Genomic DNA, 17,168 nt, shown 5'->3' on the forward strand with positions numbered 1-17,168 from the left:
ACATGGATACCCAAGCTCTCAAACACGCGCTTAATCAATTGCTCGATTCCGCACAATTCGCCGCTTTTGCCGCCGAACACGCGGCATTGCTCGCCGAAGTGCAGACGGCTTGGCAGCAATTTCAGCAAGCGCAGACTGCTGCGCCGCCCGCTGATGACGACAGCGGCAGTTTGGACTTACCGAAGCAGGAAAGCACAATTGCCGCCGATGTGATGCCGTTTATATCCGAACAAGAGGCACACTATTCTGCCGACTTACCCGAAGCGCTCGATAAGGCAGCCCTGCCGCCCGCCGAACCTTTGCTCATTACCGAAGCGGCAAATCCCGCCCTCGAAGCCATGCTCGGCAATACTTCCCATCAAAACCAATACAGCCCCGATACTATGCCGATTCATCCCAGCAAAGCCACCGCTCCGCCCCCCGCCGCCCAATCTATCCGCAGCCTCAATTTGCTGCACAATGCCCAAGAAGGCAAAGCCTATGAAAGCCGCCTGAGTGCGGACATCATCGACGTACAATTCCGCCCCGATTGCGGCCTGTTGTGGGACGGCGAAAAGCACCGCATACACGGCAGCCCCAACCTCAGCGGCGACGTGCAGGTAGATTTTTATTTCGCTGACCGCCGCCAAGCGCAGCAAAAGCTCTACATCAATCCCAATCCGCAAAGCCTGTGGAAAAACCTGCCCAGCGACCCGCAGGGCAAATTCGCCAAAACAGACAGCGCCCATGCCGAATTCGACACTGCCGCCGCTGCCCTGCTTGCCGCGCGCCTGCGCGGACGCTCGCATGCCCACGTCGGCAGCTTCTGCGATGACGACATCGCCTTTGCCTATTTCGAGGCGCAAGACATCTATCTGTTGACGGTTTCCGACGGCGCCGGCAGCGCCGCCTTCTCGCGCGAAGGCTCGCGTTTGGCGGTCAATGCCGTGCGAGACAGCATCGGCAAACTGCTGACAGATACCCGACAAAATTATCACCGCTTGGCGGAAATGGACAATCGGCAACGCCAAGCCACCGCCGAAGCTCTGATTACCGTCGCCGCCTATCAATCCCTTGCCGCGCATCATCAAGCCCTTGACGAAGAAGTCAGCCTCAAAAGTCTGTCCTGCACCCTCTTAATCGCGCTGGTCTTGCCGCTGCAAGAAGGCGGATTTTTAAGCCTCAGCTATTGGGTAGGCGACGGTGCCATCGGCATTTACCGCCCCGAAACGCAGGAAATTGTCTTGATGGGCGAAAGCGATTCGGGCGCCTATTCGGGCGAAACCCGTTTTTTAGCCGCCGAATACGTGAAAGACACAGGCTTGCAGCAGCGCATTTACCGCCACATCAGTAAGGAATTGCCGCTGCTGTTGCTCATGACCGACGGCGTTTCCGACCCCAAATTTGAAACCGAAGCCCAGCTTGCCCAAGCCGAACATTGGCAGGCATTGTGGCAGGAACTGCAAACGCCGCTGCAAGCCGAGCATCGCGCCGCCGCCCTTGAAGAATGGCTACATTTCTGGTCGCCCGGCAATCATGACGACCGCAGCATCGCCCTGCTTGTTCCCAAGCGCTACCTCGCCGCCACAGGAGATACGGCATGAGCAATATCGTTACGCTGACCGCCAGCAACGGCGAAACCATTCAATTTATCAACGAAATCAAAGCACAGGGCGGCATGAAAGACGTGATGTTCGCCCCCGACAAAAGCTATGTCGTGGCGTTTTTCCGCGACAAACCCGATGCGGCGATGCGCGAAAGACTGGAGATGATTACAGGACGCTACCGCGAGCGCATTTTCAATCAGGCCGGCGGCGACTATCTGCAAAACCTCTATTGCTGGCCGACCGCGGTGGTCGAGTATGAAGGACGCTTGGGCGTGGTCTCGCCTTTTTACCGCTCCTGCTTTTTCTTTGAGCACGGCAGCCGCAACAACGACATGCTCGGCATCAAAGGCAAGGACAAAGACGGCAAATGGTTCGCCAGCGCCAACAATCGGCAAAAATTTTTAGACGAACGCGAATTAGGCGATTGGATGCGGCACATCAAAGTCTGCATCATGCTGGCGCGCGCGGTACGCCGCATGCACATGGCGGGCTTAAGCCACAGCGATTTGGGCTATAAAAACTGCCTCATCGACCCCATCACGGGGCAAGCCTGCCTGATTGACATCGACGGCTTGGTCGTGCCGGGCGTGCATCCGCCCACCGTGGTCGGCACGCCGGATTTCATCGCCCCCGAAGTCGTGGCGACCGCGCATTTATCCAAAGACGATCCGATGCGCAAACTGCCCAGCCGCACCACCGATTTGCACGCTTTGGCGGTGCTGATTTACATGTACCTGCTCTACCGCCACCCTCTGCGCGGCGACAAAATCCACGACCCCGACGACAGTCAGCGCGACGAAGAACTGAGCATGGGCGAAAAAGCCCTATTTGTCGAACACCCCACAGACAGCAGCAACCGCATCAAAAGTAAGCATTTGAAACCTAGCGAACTGCCTTGGAAAGACACCGCCAAAATCCCCTACAGCGTCTGCGGGCCCTATATCGCCAAACTCTTCGAACGCGCCTTTATCGACGGTCTGCATCAGCCCGCCCTGCGCCCGACCGCCGATGAATGGGAAAACGCCCTGATTAAAACCGTGGATTTGCTTCAGCCCTGCGCCAATCCGCGCTGCGAACAGAAATGGTATGCCTTCGACAACAGCCGAAGGCCGCATTGCCCCTTCTGCGGCACCGCGCATCAAGGCAAACTGCCGGTCTTAAACCTCTATTCCGCCACGCCCAACGGCAGCTATCGTCCCGATAATCACCGCATCATGGTCTATAGCGGACAATCGCTGTTCAAATGGCATGCCGACAGCAACATCTTCCCCAATGAAAAAATCAGCGCCCAAGACGCCAAACGCATCGGCTATTTTGTGCTGCATCAGGGCGATTGGTGGCTGGTCAATGAAGGACTGCCCGAGCTCTATGACGTCGGCAATAAAAGCGCGGTTGCCATCGGCGATAAAGTCAAACTCACAGACAATGCCCAAATCCTCTTGCAAAAAGGACAGGGCGGACGCCTGATTATGGTGCAAATGGCAGGACGGTAAGTTATTTTTTCAAGGCTTGGCATATAATGCGCGCCAACAGCCGCCGCTCTGACGGCTGCCTTTTTCACCCCTCTTTACAGGATATTTATGAACGAGACTTTAGCGAGCACAAACAATGCTCTACCCTCACTCGGCTTTCCGATTGAAACCGTCTTAATCTTCGCGATTTTTTCCATCGGCGCCATCATCGTGGATTTATACGCCCACCGCGATGACAAACCCCTGTCCCTGAAAAGCGCCTCCATCTGGTCGGTTTTCTGGATTTTGGTATCGATTGCCTTCGGCCTCTATCTCTGGATGCACCACGGCAGCACTTATGCCAGCCTCTTCTTTACCGGCTATGCGCTGGAAAAAGTGCTGTCGGTGGATAATCTCTTCGTCATGATGGCGATTTTCACATGGTTTAAAGTGCCGGACGGCTACCGCCACCGCGTATTGTATTGGGGCATTATCGGCGCCATCGCCTTCCGTATGGTCTTTGTGGCAATCGGCACAGGTTTGCTTGCCCTCGGACCTTATGTAGAACTGATTTTCGCCGTCGTCGTGGCATGGACCGCCGTGATGATGCTTAAAAGCGGCGAAGAAGAGGAAGAAAACGAAGACTATTCCGAGCATTTGGCCTATCGCTGGGTGCATAAATACTTCCCCGTCTGGCCGCGCCTGCATGGACATAACTTCTTCCTCAATAGCGAAGAACTCGCCGCCGCGCGCGCCAAGCACCCCAACGTGCATTTAGAGCTGGCAGGCGAAGACCTCAAACACCCTGAAAACAGCCATCCGCATCCGCTGAAAAAAGGCACATGGGTCGCCACGCCGCTCTTTTTATGCTTGGCGGTCATCGAATTATCAGACGTGATGTTCGCCTTCGACTCCGTGCCGGCGGTGATTGCGGTTTCTAAAGAACCCCTGATTGTCTATAGCGCGATGATGTTTGCGATTTTGGGTCTGCGTACCATGTATTTCGTTTTGGAAGCGCTCAAAGGCTATTTGGTGCATTTGGAAAAAGCGGTGATTGTGCTGCTCTTCTTTATCGCCTTTAAGCTCGGCTTATCCGCGACGAACCACATCTTCCATCACGGCTGGGACATCTCGCCCAATGCGTCTTTGATTGTGGTCTTAGTCGTTCTAGCCATCGGCATTACCGCTTCATTTATTTTCCCTGAAAAAGATGAAGACGAAGACAGCCCGAACAGCTAAACAAAGGTCGCTTGTTTGACGCAGCGCCGAAAGCCTAAACAAGGCCGCTTGTTTCAAGCGGCTTCTTTTTATCCGCCAAGGCAGATACAATGTTTCAAGATGATGCTTTAAACACAGGCAAAAAAATGGCAAATAAATATCTAAGGAGTAGGAAATGGCAGTTAGCCTCAGCAAAGGTCAAAACGTATCCCTAAGCAAAACCGACCCCAGTCTCAAGCATATTTTAATCGGCTTAGGCTGGGACGCGCGCAGCAGCGACGGACAAGATTTCGATTTGGACGCCAGCGTTTTTATGACGGCGGAGAACGGCAAAGTGCCTTCCGACAGCCATTTCATTTTCTACAATCAATTGCAATCGCCCTGCGGCTCGGTCAAACACACCGGCGACAACCTCACGGGTGAAGGCGACGGCGATGACGAAAGTCTGATTGTCGAGCTGGAAAAAGTGCCGGCAAACATCAAATCGCTGTTGATTACCGTCACTATCCACGACGCCGAAAACCGCCGCCAGAATTTCGGACAAGTCCGCAATGCCTTTGTGCGCTTGGTCAATCATGAAAACGGACAGGAAGCGCTGCGCTTTGATTTGTCCGAAGATTACAGTACGGAAACCGCCATGGTATTCGGCGAAGTTTACCGCCACAATGGCGAATGGAAATTCCGCGCCATCGGGCAGGGCTATGCAGGCGGTCTGCTTGCGCTGTGTCAGCAATACGGCGTGAATGTCGGTTAATTTTTTACTCAACCTAACAGGAGAAACACTATGGCAATTAGTTTACAAAAAGGCGGCAACGTCAGCTTGAGCAAAGAAGCCCCAAGCATGAGCAAAATGATTATCGGCTTAGGCTGGGACGTGCGTGCCACCGACGGCGCCGATTTCGACTTGGACGGCAGCGCCTTCTTGCTCAATGAAAGCGGCAAAGTGCGTTCGGACGCCGACTTCATTTTCTACAATCAAAGCAAATCCGCCGACGGCTCCGTCGAACATACCGGCGACAACCGCACCGGCGAAGGCGATGGCGACGACGAGCAAATCATCATCGATTTAGGCAAAGTGCCGGCGGACGTACAGAAAATCGCGATTTCCGTCACCATTCACGATGCCGAAGCCCGCGGACAAAACTTCGGCATGGTTTCCAGCGCCTTTATCCGCTGCGTCAATGCCGACGGCAATAGCGAAATCGCGCGTTTCGATTTATCGGAAGACGCTTCTGTGGAAACCGCGATGATTTTCGGCGAAGTTTATCGCCATAACGGCGAATGGAAATTCAAAGCCATCGGACAGGGCTTTAAAGGCGGCTTAGGACCTTTGGCAAAAAATTACGGCGTCAACGTCTAATTTATGAGCATTTTCAGCATTACGAGCGAAAATGACCCCTTCCTGCATATCAGCCTCGAGCAAGGCGAAAGCATTTCCTGCGAAAGCAATGCCATGGTCATGATGGAAAGCGCCTTAGCGCTTTCCGGTCGTATGCAGGGTGGGATTTTAAGCGCATTGGCGCGCAAATTGGTCAACGGCGAGAGCTTTTTCCAGCAGCACATCAAAGCGGTGCGCGGCAAAGGCGATTGCCTGCTCGCCCCCAATTTTCCCGGCGCGATTGAAGTGCTTAAAGTAGGCGAAACGCAATATAAAATTGCCGACGGCGCCTATCTTGCCGCCGATGAAGGCGTGGCAGTAACCGCGCAAATGCAAAGCCTCGGTACTGCCGTCTTCGGCGGCAGCGGCGGTTTTTTCATCGGGCAAAGCAGCGGCAAAGGGCAATTAGCCGTTTGCGGCTACGGCACCTTATTTACGCTTGACGTCAGCCCCGATAATCCCATAACCATCGACAACGGTCATGTGGTGGCATGGGACAGCCGCCTGCACTATAAAATCGCGCTCAATACCGGCTCGCAAAGCCGCGGACTATTGGGCAACATCGTCAACAGCATGACCAGCGGCGAAGGCGTAGTGCTGAAATTTTCCGGCAGCGGCAAAGTCATTATTTGCTCGCGCAATATGAAAATCACGCCCTTGGGCGCGATGAATTCACAATCCAGGAATTAAGATGGGTATCAATTTAGAAAAAGGACAGAAAATCTCGCTTGCCAAAGAAGCGGGCGGCGAATTAAACAGCGTTGTTATGGGCTTAGGTTGGGATGCGGTCAAAAAAAGAGGCTTTTTAGGCTTTGGCGGCGGTGGCGAAATCGATTTGGACGCCTCCTGCTTTTTATTTGACGAGCAAAACGAATTGCGCGATCTCGTCTATTTCGGACAACTGCGCAGCCAAGACGGCTCTATCCAACACAGCGGCGACAACCGCACCGGCGAAGGCGACGGCGACGACGAGCAAATCGCGGTAGCCCTCACGCGCATTCCCGCGCATATCAAAACCTTGGTCTTTACCGTCAGCAACTACACCGGACAAGATTTCAGCAAAGTGGAAAACGCCTATTGCCGCCTCATCAACGGACAAAACGGACAGGAAATCGCGCGCTACAACCTCTCCGCGCAAGGCAAGCACACCGCGCAAATCATGGCGAAAATCTACCGCCACAACGGCGAATGGAAAATGCACGCTATCGGCGAAAACAGCCAAGGCGCCACACCGGACAAAATCGTACCGCGCATTCTGCCGCATCTCTAATCCGCCACTTGATGACATTCAGACAGCTTCGCCTGTCTGAATATTTTTATAATCTCTTTACATAAAAATGGGATTTAGAGATGCGCATTTTGACATTAAGAGACTATAAAAATATTCGCCAATTTTCTTAGTGGTATAGTCGGAGAAGTGGAAAAGTAGTACAAGGCGGCGAGCCGTAGACAGTACAAGAGCGTACGGCAAGGCGAGCCAACGCCGTAATACTTTTTCAATTCTTCGACTTATAGTTTGCAAAGCAAACCGCCGCAACGGGATTGCCTTTTTTTGGTTACTTTTTTTTTGGCAAGGCAAAAAAAGTAACGCCCAGCGCAGCGTCAAACATCTCTAAAAAATAGAGATACGCCTAATATAGTCTCTTAACTTCAAAATGAGATTATTCTAAGCGCTTCTCCTGACAAAATGTGTATCTCTAAGTCTCATTTTGAAGTTAAGGTACTATAGAAACACCATCACCTCTAATTTAATTGAATTATTTTCAACACCATGCAACAAACTCATCATCTCCCTACTGGCACTCTGCAACTCAATATTCATCATAGCGAACTGCCGCCCGATGCGCTGTTCGGCATTGGCGCGCGAGACAATCCCAAACGCGCTTTTCTATTCGTCAGCAAAGTGCTGGGCAAGCATTATCCTGTCGGCACCGAAACGTTTGAGCATATTTATCAATCCCTTGCGGCAAAACTCCCTGCTCCCGAAAGCAAAATCACGCTCTTTATCGGCATGGCGGAAACCGCCACCGCCCTCGCCCAAGGCGTCTTTGAAGCATGGCTGAAGCGCTATCCGCAAGCTCAAGCCCTATATCTGCACAGCAGCCGCCTGCGCGCGCAAGGGCATGTCCTCTGCGAATTTGAAGAAAGCCACAGCCACGCCAGCCGTCAATTACTGCATCTGCCCGCATCGCCGCGGCTATCGGCGCTTTTTCAGCAGGCGCAGCGCCTTGTGCTGATTGATGACGAGCTCTCCACAGGGCGCACTTTTCGGCAATTACATCAGGCATTGCAGCGACATTTGCCGCAGCCGCTCGAGCAGCATTGGCTCTGTCTGACCGATTTTTGCCGACAAGACACACCGGACATTCAGCGCCACAGCCTCTTGCAGGGCGATTGGCACTTTACGCCGCATCCCTCGATTGCTGACACGGCGCCTGCGGCGGCAGCCCAAAGCCGAGAAGCACCGCAAATCATCGACAGCGGCTGCGGACGCACGGGCATAGATCGTCCTTTGCACATCAATCCCGAGCAAATCGCCCATTATGCCGCCGCCCACCGCAGCGGCGAACGCGTTCTGGTATTGGGCACAGGCGAATACATCCACCCTGCCGCCCTTTTTGCGCAGGGGCTTGCCGCCCAAAGCGCGGCGCAATTTTTTCTGCAATCCAGCACCCGCTCGCCCGCGCAAGTCTGGAACATCCTGCAACACAAATGCGCCTTTGCCGACCCTTATGACGAAGGCATTCCCTATTACCTCTACAATCTCGCCGCCCCCGATTGCTATGATCGCATCTATATCTGCCATGAGCATGCGGCAAATTCGGCGCTTAGTGCCTGTGCCGCAGAACTGGGCGCGCAACTCATCCGACCGGAATTCCTATGAGCAGCATCATTTTATTTACCGATTTAGACGACACTCTGTTTAACAGCTGCCGCAAGAAATCCCCGACCGCCGACAGCCAAGCCCTCGCCTTTTTGCAAGACGGCAGCCCCATTTCCTACGCCGACCGCAAACAGCAGCAATGGCTGCAACATTGGCTGACACACAGCCGCCTCATACCGGTTACCGCACGCAATTTGGACAGCTTCCGCCGCGTGAATATCGCCTTTAAACATCATGCCGTTATCAATTATGGCGGTATCATTTTGCTGCCCAACGGCAGTATTGACGAAGACTGGTTTCAACGCAGCGAAAATGCTGCCCGCGGCAGCCACAGCCGCTTAAAGGCACTTGCCGACAGCCTGCGGCAACTACCCACCACCCTTTATGACGACCTGCATATCCGCCTCATCAGCGATATGGGCATTAGCTTTTATCTGCTGGTGAAATCGCGCAGCCAGTATCAAGTAAATCTGGAGCAAGCCGCCGCCTGCCTACGCAGCCAACTACTGCCCGCAGAACAATTACACCTCAATGCCAATAATCTTGCCGTACTGCCGCCGTGGCTGGACAAATCCCAAGCCGTTGAAGAACTTCTGCGCCGCTTTCGCAAGCAAGACCCTGATTTGCTGTGCATCGGCATGGGCGACAGCTTAATCGACCTTGCCTTCATGCATTGCTGCGATTATCTGATTGCGCCGCAAGGCAGCCAAATCAGCGCTGCGATAAAGCATTAAAAAGTATGTATTTCTTGTATAGTCGAAGAATTGAAAAAGTATAGTACCTTAACTTCAAAATGAGACTTAGAGATACACATTTTGTCAGGAGAAGCGCTTAGAATAATCTCATTTTGAAGTTAAGAGACTATATTACGGCGTTGGCTCGCCTTGCCGTACTATCTGTACTGTCTGCGGCTCGCCGCCTTGTACTACTTTTTCACTTCTCCGACTATAGTTTAATAATTTCATTTTACAGTAACTGTAAAACAAATCTTATATTCACTTTAGCTTAATAGAGATGTTGTAAAATGAAATGCCATCATTATTAATGACGGCATTTCATTTTATTCAAGTGAAAAAATGCTTAACATATAAGTAAACTATTTTATCTGCGGATTTAAAAATTAATCCTCTTCATTCACAACAGGCATATCTTTACACCTTGAAACAAGCAATTGGTCGATTTTGAAATTTTCGGTGTCAATAATTTCAAATTTATAATTATCGTATAAAACAAAATCGGTTTTTTTCGGAATTTTGCGCAGCATATACATCATGAATCCGCCGATAGTTTCATAATTTTCCTCTTCGGGGAAAGCGGTTAAATCCAAAACGCGCAGCACATCTTCACAAGGCGTTGCGCCGTCAATCAGCCATGAATCCGCATCGCGCTGCACGATTTGCTCTTCTTCGGTGGAAACCAATTCACCCATCACGATACTCATCACGTCTTTAAGCGTCACCACCCCCACCACCAGCGCGTATTCATTCACAATCACGGCAAAATCCTCGCCCGAGGATTTGAAGAGCTCCAGCACCTCATATAAAGACAGCGTATCGGGAATAAACAAGGCTTTGCGCAGCAATTGCGGATCGCTGATGGCGATCGGCTGATCAGGATTTTGCAGATACATGCGCAGCAGATTATGCGATTCCACATAGCCCAGAATTTTATCCAAACCATTGTCGCAAACCAGCAATTTGGTATGCGGATGTTCGGCGACCAATGCCAGAATCGCATCGCGGTTATCGGTGCGGTCGCAATAGACAATGCTTTCGCGCGTAGTCATCGTGGAAGTCACACGGCGTTCCTGCATTTCAAAAATATTTTCAATTAGATACTGTTCTTGCGCCATGACGACTCCTGCTTGCGCACCGGCATCGACGAAAGCGACAATATCTTGCGAGGTCATATTTTCCTGGCGTACCGAAGGCAGTTTGAATAATTTAAAGGTTTGATTGGCAATAAAATCAAATATCCAAACAATCGGTTTGAGAATGAATATCAAGAAATTCATGATGCGTACCGTGCGCACCGCAATCGCTTCGGGATAAACCATGGCTAAGCGCTTGGGCATTAAATCGGCAAAAAGGATAAAGGCAGAGGTCACGCCGATAAAGGAAATCCATGTGGCGGCATTATCAATCCACGGTGCTTGCGGGAAATATCTATGCAGCAAGTCTTTAATATAAATGCTTAAATTCGCCTCACCGACCACACCGGCTGCCACCGCCACCATGTTCAAACCAATTTGCACTACCGTGATAAAGCGTCCCGGCTGCTCCTGCAACTGCAAAACCATTAAGGCGCGTAAATCGCCATTGCTGCCCATTTGCTGCAAACGCAGTTTGCGCGAACTGGCAAGCGCAATTTCTGCCGATGAAATCACCGCGCTCACCGCGGTTAAGATAAATAAAATCAAGAAAAATTCAAATAGACTCATAAGCTTTTGTTTAGTGACATTTTAGATGGGGCATTGTAGCAAAAAGCCGCAGCAAGATGCGCAGATTGATGGATAAAAACGCCTTTTGCTCAGGCGAGGCTCGCCCTGTATGTTATAGTCTCTTAACTTCAAAATGAGATTATTCTAAGCGCTTCTCCTGACAAAATGTGTATCTCTAAGTCTCATTTTGAAGTTAAGGTACTATATCGTCGGAGAAGTGAAAAAGTATAGCCGGAGAATTGAAAAAGCATGTCGGGCTTGGCTCGCTTTGTATGCTTTTTCGTTTCTCCGAGTATAGAACAGTTGCTGTCGGCAGAGGCTTATTCCCACTCAATGGTGGCAGGCGGTTTGCCACTCACATCGTACACCACGCGATTGATGCCGCGGATTTCGTTGATGATGCGGTTCGATACCTTGCCCAGCAAAGCATAGGGCAATTCCGCCCAATGCGCCGTCATGAAATCGCTGGTAACCACTGCGCGCAAGGCCACCACATAATCGTAAGTGCGCCCATCGCCCATCACGCCCACCGATTTCACAGGCAAAAACACCGCAAAGGCTTGACTGGTCAAATCATACCAAGATTTGCCCGAGGCTTCGTCCACCGTATGGCGCAATTCTTCAATGAAAATGTCATCGGCGCGGCGCAATAAATCGGCGTATTCGCGTTTCACTTCACCCAAAATCCGCACACCCAAACCCGGCCCGGGGAAGGGATGGCGGTAGACCATTTCACGCGGCAATCCCAATGCCACGCCCAATTCGCGCACTTCATCTTTAAACAAATCGCGCAAGGGTTCGAGCAATTTCAATTTCATGTTTTCAGGCAGCCCACCAACATTATGATGCGATTTGATGGCATGGGCTTTGCTGTTTTTGGCACCTGCGGATTCAATCACATCGGGGTAAATGGTGCCTTGCGCCAACCATTTGGCTTTGGTGAGTTTTTTCTCTTCTGTATCAAATACTTCAACAAATTCCGCGCCAATGATTTTACGTTTGCGTTCGGGGTCGCTTACGCCTGCCAATTTGCTCATGAATTGCTCGCTTGCGTCCACATGAATCACTTTCACGCCCAAGGACGCAGCAAACATATTCATCACATTTTCCGCTTCATTCAAACGCAATAAACCGTGGTCAACAAACACGCAAGTCAGTTGATCGCCAATCGCACGATGAATCAATGCCGCCGCCACAGAACTGTCCACACCGCCAGACAAGCCCAAAATCACTTCATCGCCGCCCACTTGTTCGCGGATTTTGGCAACGGCTTCGTCAATGTAATTGGGCATCGTCCAGCTGGGCGTTGCGCCGCAAATGTCCAACACAAAACGGTTGATTAAAGCGCGACCTTGTTTGGTGTGGGTAACTTCGGGGTGAAATTGAATGCCGTAAAATTGTTTTTCGGCGTGTTCCATCATCGCAATCGGGCAAGACGGCGTGTCACCAATCACGACAAAACCCTCTGGCAGTTTCGCCACTTTGTCGCCATGGCTCATCCATACATCTAAATGATTGGGCTGATTGTCAAAAATGCCGCGCGTGAGTGCGCAATCAATGGTTTTGACTTGCGCGTAACCGAATTCGCGCTGATTACCCGCTTCCACCGCACCACCAAAATGGTGCGCCATAAACTGCATGCCGTAGCAAATCCCTAACACTGGCACGCCCAAATCAAACAAGGCGGTATCGGCATGATAATTCGCATCATCGTAAACCGATTGCGGGCTGCCTGAAAGAATAATGCCTTTGGGATTGAAGGTTTTAATGTCGTCCAAAGGCATATCGTAGGGGTGCAATTCGCAATACACATGGGCTTCGCGCACACGTCGCGCAATCAGTTGCGCGACTTGCGAGCCGAAATCTAAAATCAGAATTTTGTCTTGTTTCATATTATTTACTCATGTTTCAACACACAGAGCGACACATAAAGCGTCGCTCTGTGTGTTGCCCTGAATTGGGAGAGGTGTAACCTCTTCCACAAGATTATCCTCCCTAAAGGAAGGAGCTTCAACCAGTAAGGAAATTTTGATAAAAAAGCGCAGATATTCTGCGCTTTCGTTTTTAACGGCGGTAGTTCGGCGGTTCTTTGGTAATCGTCACGTCATGCACATGCGATTCCTGCATACCCGCATTACTGATACGCACAAAGCGCGGTTTTTCGCGCATGTCTTCCAAAGTGGCGCAGCCCACATAGCCCATTGAGGAACGCAAGCCGCCCATCAATTGCTCAATCACGGCAGAAACCGCGCCTTTATAGGGCACGCGACCTTCAATGCCTTCAGGCACATATTTTTCCGCTTTTTGTCCGCCTTGGAAGTAGCGGTCGGCAGAGCCTGCGCTCATCGCGCCCAGCGAACCCATGCCGCGATAAGATTTATAAGAACGTCCTTGATACAGCTCAACTTCGCCGGGCGACTCTTCCGTGCCCGCCAACAATCCGCCGACCATCACCGCATGCGCACCGGCGGCAATCGCTTTGGCGATGTCGCCCGAATAACGCAGACCGCCGTCGGCAATCACTGTTACGCCGCGTCCTTTCATAGCTTTTGCCACATTGCTGACGGCGGAAATTTGCGGCACACCGACACCGGCAACAATCCGCGTGGTGCAAATCGAGCCCGGCCCGATGCCGACTTTCACGACGTCCGCACCGGCATCCGCCAAGGCAATCGCCGCTTCGGCGGTGGCGATATTGCCGCCGACAATCGCCAAATCAGGATGACTGCGCCGCAATTCGCGTACGCGCTCAATCACGCCTTTGGAATGTCCGTGCGCGGTATCGACGACCAGTAAATCCACGCCGGCCTTGGTCAGCAATTCGATCCTTTGCTCGCTGTCGCCGCTCGGTCCGATGGCCGCGCCCACGCGCAGGCTTTCGTTTTCATCTTTTGTCGCCATCGGATAATCGCGTGCGCTGCGCAAATCTTTGACCGTTACCAAACCTTTCAAATGAAATTCATCGTCTACGACCAGAATTTTTTCAATCCGATGTTCTTGCAGCAGGGCTTTGATTTGCTCGGTGGGCGTATTTTCTTTTGCCGTGACCAATCGCTCCTGCGGCGTCATCACATCTTTGACCAAGCCCGCATCATCGGCATAGCGCACATCGCGTCGCGTCACAATGCCGACTAAGCGCCCGTTTTCCAAAACCGGCAAGCCGGAAAAGCCGTGTTCGCGCGTGATGCTGCGCACTTCGCCAATTGAGGTCTGCGGCGTGGTAGTCAGGGGATCGCGAATCACGCCGGATTCATAGCGTTTGACCTTGCGCACTTCCTGCGCCTGCTGCTCGGGCGTCATATTTTTATGAATGACCGCCATGCCGCCCAATTGCGCCAAAGCAATTGCCAAACGCGCTTCGGAAACGGTATCCATTGCAGCGGAAAACAGCGGGATATTGAGCTTGATGCCGCGTGCAATCTGGACGCTCAAATCCGCGTCGCGTGGCAGTATTTCCGAATAATCCGGCACCAGCAAAACATCGTCAAAGGTTAGGGCTTCTTCAACAATACGCATATTTCCTCCCGATTTAAAAAATCGCGGCATTATAGCGCAAAATGCCGTCCGCCGCTGAAAGCCCTCATAAGCAAAAGTTATCAGACCATAAATAAACACGATACCCGCACCTGTCGGCATCTGCGATAATGCGCCTTTATTTTTAAGGAATCTCTATGTTAATTCTGCTTTATTTACTGCCTTTTATCGGCATTTTATACGGTCTGTTCCATTGGCAGCAGCGCGAATCGTCTTTAAGCAAAGTCGTTTTCGCCGGTTTGTTTGCCGGTCTTGTCTATGGCTTGCTGCTGTCTTTTTCTTCTTTAGCGAAAGAAGTGCTGCTGTGGGTCAATATCGTGGGCAACGGCTATGTGCAACTCTTGAAAATGATTGCCCTGCCTTTGGTTTTTGTTTCCATTCTGGCGGCGGTGGCTAAGGTCGAGCGCGCCAGCGCCATCGGCAAAATCAGCTTTTTTGTGATTGCCACTTTATTGCTGACCACCGCTGCCGCCGCATTTATCGGCATCGTCATCGCCAATCTCTTTGACCTCAATGCCGCTTCCTTAGTCGCCGGCGAAGCAGAAAAAGCACGCGGCGCCAGTATGTTGGCAAATCAAGACAAGACCGCCGCTCTGACGATTCCCGCTTTATTGCAGAGCTTTATCCCGAGCAATATCGTGGCGAGCCTAGCCGGCTTGGGCGATACCGCCATGATTTCCACCGTGATTATCGCTTCCTTGCTCGGCATTGCCGCCTTGCAAGTGGCGCGCAAAGATGCGCTGCAGGGCGAACGCATTGCGCTGTGCGTGGAGACATTGCAGATATGGGTGTTGGCTTTGGTGCGCATGATTATCCGCCTCACGCCTTACGGTGTCGCCGCCCTGATGGTAAAAGTCATGGTTTCCACCAATGCGGGCGCCTTGCTGCAATTGGCAAAATTCTTTGTCGCCTCTTATATCGCCCTTGCTTTGGTGCTCTTGATGCACGCCGCGATTATTTACGCCAGCGGGCGCAATGTGAAAGATTATGTGCGCAAAGTGCTGCCCGTGCTGACTTTCGCCTTTACCTCGCGCAGCTCGGCAGCCACCATTGCGCTGAATATCGAAGCGCAGACCCAAGCCCTGCATATCGCCTCGCCGATTGCCAATTTCGCCGCCTCTTTCGGCGCCACCATCGGACAAAACGGCTGTGCAGGCGTCTATCCCGCCATGCTCGCCATCATGATTGCACCGACAATGGGCATCGATCCTTGGTCTTTCTCCTTTATCGCTTCTGTTATCGTCGTGGTCGTGATTGCTTCTTTCGGCGTGGCGGGCGTGGGCGGCGGCGCGACCTTCGCAGCGATTATCGTGCTGTCCACTTTGGGTTTGCCGATTGAATTGGCGGGCTTGCTGATTTCGATTGAACCGGTGATTGATATGATGCGCACCGCGGTGAATGTGAACGGTTCGATGACTGCCGGCGTAGTAACGCAACGTCTGCTCGGCAAGAAATTAAGCGCGCTTGATTCCGCTCAAAGATAAACTGCATTCGTTATTTAATAAACACTTCTTCACACAACAAAGGCGGCGCATGAGAAATCAATGCGCCGCCTGTACTTTTTCCACTTTTCCGACAATATGCCAACACAAATATTAAAGCTTTTTCTGTCCGTACCATTTATCCGTCAGCCGCTGCAAAGCGCCGTCTTCTTTCATTTGCTGCAAAGCCACATTGATTTTCAGCCGCAAATTATCATTGCCTTTTCTAATCGCCACCGCATAGTGATCTTGGGCAAACGAATCATCAAAAACCGCCGTTAATTGATATTTCTCATACAAAGAAGGAATTTGCGCCATATAGGATTCGCCGCCGACAATCGCCGCGCTTTTTCCTTGCAGCATATCTTTCAAAGCCAAAAAAATCGTATCGCGTCCAAGCGTCGAGCCTTCCTGCTCCGTTCCTTCTTGAACGGCGCGAATGCGGCGCTCATGCACGGAATCTTGAATCATGCCTACTTTTTTATCCGCCAAATCGGCAAAACTTTTAATGCTGCTGTCTTTGGTAATAATCATCGGTCTGGAGAGAAAATATTCTTCGCTGAAATCGAATTCCTTCTTCCGCTCTTCGGTAATACTCACCGCCGCAACGAGCAAATCCGCCTCACCTTCGCGCAAAGCCTGCAAACCGTGACGAATGCTCGGCACAAATTCTTCATTCAGCGATAATCCGCTGCGTTTGACAATTTCCGCCATTAATTCCGTTTCAAATCCTGTCGGCTGTCCTTTTCCGTCCATAAAACTCAAAGGCATACGATCAGGATAATTGCGCAAAAGGCGGAAGCTTTCCGCCCAAGAGACGCCAGGAGCCAACAAGCAGATGCTCAAACCGATTGAAAGTACATAGCGTTGATATTTTTTCATTGTTTTCTCTTTTAACATTCTAGAAGATAAGTAACTGTAAAATATTATTTTTTTATAGAAATAGCAATTTATTGCGCGTCTATCATAGTCAAACAGTAATAGCCATGCAACTATCACTTTATAGTGTATTAAATTTAAAAATTATTTTTTATGTAAACAAATATAACAATCATCATATCTCTCAATAATGTATCAATCAGAAAACAAAAGAAATAAAAAATAGCGCATCTATAAATGTGCTATTTTTTATCAAAATTTCCTTACTGGTTAAACCCCCTCCCTTTAGGGAGGATAATCTTGTGGGAGAGGTGTAA

The 17,168-nt window shown here is 51.1% G+C and carries 14 protein-coding genes and 1 pseudogene; 11 read left to right on the plus strand and 4 right to left on the minus strand.

Going from position 1 to position 17,168, the window contains the following annotated elements:
* The first annotated feature begins 2 nt into the window (after window positions 1–2).
* From DYC63_RS01190 to DYC63_RS01230, 10 genes and pseudogenes are all read left to right on the plus strand, one after another.
* Complete coding sequence (locus tag DYC63_RS01190) at window positions 3–1,583, plus strand: PP2C family serine/threonine-protein phosphatase (protein WP_115217563.1); 1,581 nt, start codon at window positions 3–5, stop codon at window positions 1,581–1,583.
* Window positions 1,580–3,079, plus strand: a complete 1,500-nt coding sequence (locus tag DYC63_RS01195; RefSeq protein ID WP_115217564.1) for a helix-hairpin-helix domain-containing protein — start codon at window positions 1,580–1,582, stop codon at window positions 3,077–3,079. Before DYC63_RS01190 ends, DYC63_RS01195 begins: the two co-directional genes overlap by 4 nt.
* 87 nt (window positions 3,080–3,166) lie before the next feature.
* A complete protein-coding gene (locus DYC63_RS01200; RefSeq protein ID WP_115217565.1) occupies window positions 3,167–4,276 on the plus strand; it encodes a TerC/Alx family metal homeostasis membrane protein in 1,110 nt (369 codons plus the stop codon).
* A gap of 154 nt (window positions 4,277–4,430) precedes the next feature.
* A complete protein-coding gene (locus DYC63_RS01205; RefSeq protein ID WP_072281345.1) occupies window positions 4,431–5,009 on the plus strand; it encodes a TerD family protein in 579 nt (192 codons plus the stop codon).
* 30 nt (window positions 5,010–5,039) lie between these two features.
* Window positions 5,040–5,615 carry a TerD family protein gene (locus tag DYC63_RS01210; RefSeq protein WP_115217566.1) on the plus strand — a complete coding sequence of 192 codons (576 nt, stop codon included), beginning with the start codon at window positions 5,040–5,042 and terminating at the stop codon, window positions 5,613–5,615.
* 3 nt (window positions 5,616–5,618) lie between these two features.
* The gene (locus DYC63_RS01215; protein WP_115217567.1) at window positions 5,619–6,323 is read left to right on the plus strand and encodes a TIGR00266 family protein; all 705 of its coding nucleotides are present in this window, start codon (window positions 5,619–5,621) and stop codon (window positions 6,321–6,323) included.
* 1 nt (window position 6,324) lies between these two features.
* The gene (locus DYC63_RS01220; protein WP_072281343.1) at window positions 6,325–6,903 is read left to right on the plus strand and encodes a TerD family protein; all 579 of its coding nucleotides are present in this window, start codon (window positions 6,325–6,327) and stop codon (window positions 6,901–6,903) included.
* 134 nt (window positions 6,904–7,037) lie between these two features.
* Window positions 7,038–7,142 (plus strand): annotated as a pseudogene (locus tag DYC63_RS13600) (IS30 family transposase); the annotation flags it as partial.
* A gap of 262 nt (window positions 7,143–7,404) precedes the next feature.
* On the plus strand, window positions 7,405–8,517 hold the full coding sequence (locus tag DYC63_RS01225; protein ID WP_115217568.1) for a phosphoribosyltransferase domain-containing protein: 1,113 nt from the start codon (window positions 7,405–7,407) through the stop codon (window positions 8,515–8,517).
* Window positions 8,514–9,251, plus strand: a complete 738-nt coding sequence (locus DYC63_RS01230) for an HAD family hydrolase (RefSeq protein WP_115217569.1) — start codon at window positions 8,514–8,516, stop codon at window positions 9,249–9,251. The genes DYC63_RS01225 and DYC63_RS01230 overlap by 4 nt, the downstream gene beginning before the upstream one ends.
* Window positions 9,252–9,637: 386 nt before the next feature.
* Here the strand turns inward: DYC63_RS01230 and paeA are convergent, their stop codons facing one another.
* From paeA to guaB, 3 genes are all read right to left on the minus strand, one after another.
* Window positions 9,638–10,957: a polyamine export protein PaeA gene (gene paeA, locus DYC63_RS01235; RefSeq protein WP_115217570.1), complete on the minus strand. Its 1,320-nt coding sequence runs from the start codon at window positions 10,955–10,957 to the stop codon at window positions 9,638–9,640.
* A 320-nt stretch (window positions 10,958–11,277) separates the two neighbouring features.
* Window positions 11,278–12,849, minus strand: a complete 1,572-nt coding sequence (gene guaA / locus DYC63_RS01240) for a glutamine-hydrolyzing GMP synthase (protein WP_115217571.1) — start codon at window positions 12,847–12,849, stop codon at window positions 11,278–11,280.
* 172 nt (window positions 12,850–13,021) lie between these two features.
* Window positions 13,022–14,473: an IMP dehydrogenase gene (gene guaB / locus DYC63_RS01245; RefSeq protein WP_115218029.1), complete on the minus strand. Its 1,452-nt coding sequence runs from the start codon at window positions 14,471–14,473 to the stop codon at window positions 13,022–13,024.
* A gap of 155 nt (window positions 14,474–14,628) precedes the next feature.
* On the opposite strand from guaB, the gene DYC63_RS01250 reads away from it, so the two are divergent.
* Complete coding sequence (locus DYC63_RS01250) at window positions 14,629–15,975, plus strand: cation:dicarboxylate symporter family transporter (RefSeq protein WP_115217572.1); 1,347 nt, start codon at window positions 14,629–14,631, stop codon at window positions 15,973–15,975.
* Between the two features lie 111 nt (window positions 15,976–16,086).
* Here the strand turns inward: DYC63_RS01250 and DYC63_RS01255 are convergent, their stop codons facing one another.
* Entirely contained in the window at window positions 16,087–16,854 is a 768-nt protein-coding gene (locus DYC63_RS01255; protein WP_172459356.1) for a substrate-binding periplasmic protein, read from the minus strand.
* Window positions 16,855–17,168 lie beyond the last annotated feature (314 nt).

This window comes from Suttonella indologenes (genome assembly GCF_900460215.1).
Classification (GTDB): Bacteria; Pseudomonadota; Gammaproteobacteria; order Cardiobacteriales; family Cardiobacteriaceae; genus Suttonella; species Suttonella indologenes.

Coding starts and splice junctions, on each gene's coding strand:
- DYC63_RS01190 (WP_115217563.1), top strand. CDS start 3: ATGGATACCCAAGCTCTCAAACACGCGCTTAATCAATTGCTCGATTCC.
- DYC63_RS01215 (WP_115217567.1), top strand. CDS start 5,619: ATGAGCATTTTCAGCATTACGAGCGAAAATGACCCCTTCCTGCATATC.
- DYC63_RS01210 (WP_115217566.1), top strand. CDS start 5,040: ATGGCAATTAGTTTACAAAAAGGCGGCAACGTCAGCTTGAGCAAAGAA.
- guaA (WP_115217571.1), bottom strand. CDS start 12,849: ATGAAACAAGACAAAATTCTGATTTTAGATTTCGGCTCGCAAGTCGCG.
- guaB (WP_115218029.1), bottom strand. CDS start 14,473: ATGCGTATTGTTGAAGAAGCCCTAACCTTTGACGATGTTTTGCTGGTG.
- DYC63_RS01220 (WP_072281343.1), top strand. CDS start 6,325: ATGGGTATCAATTTAGAAAAAGGACAGAAAATCTCGCTTGCCAAAGAA.
- DYC63_RS01205 (WP_072281345.1), top strand. CDS start 4,431: ATGGCAGTTAGCCTCAGCAAAGGTCAAAACGTATCCCTAAGCAAAACC.
- DYC63_RS01230 (WP_115217569.1), top strand. CDS start 8,514: ATGAGCAGCATCATTTTATTTACCGATTTAGACGACACTCTGTTTAAC.
- DYC63_RS01200 (WP_115217565.1), top strand. CDS start 3,167: ATGAACGAGACTTTAGCGAGCACAAACAATGCTCTACCCTCACTCGGC.
- DYC63_RS01250 (WP_115217572.1), top strand. CDS start 14,629: ATGTTAATTCTGCTTTATTTACTGCCTTTTATCGGCATTTTATACGGT.
- DYC63_RS01225 (WP_115217568.1), top strand. CDS start 7,405: ATGCAACAAACTCATCATCTCCCTACTGGCACTCTGCAACTCAATATT.
- paeA (WP_115217570.1), bottom strand. CDS start 10,957: ATGAGTCTATTTGAATTTTTCTTGATTTTATTTATCTTAACCGCGGTG.
- DYC63_RS01195 (WP_115217564.1), top strand. CDS start 1,580: ATGAGCAATATCGTTACGCTGACCGCCAGCAACGGCGAAACCATTCAA.
- DYC63_RS01255 (WP_172459356.1), bottom strand. CDS start 16,854: ATGAAAAAATATCAACGCTATGTACTTTCAATCGGTTTGAGCATCTGC.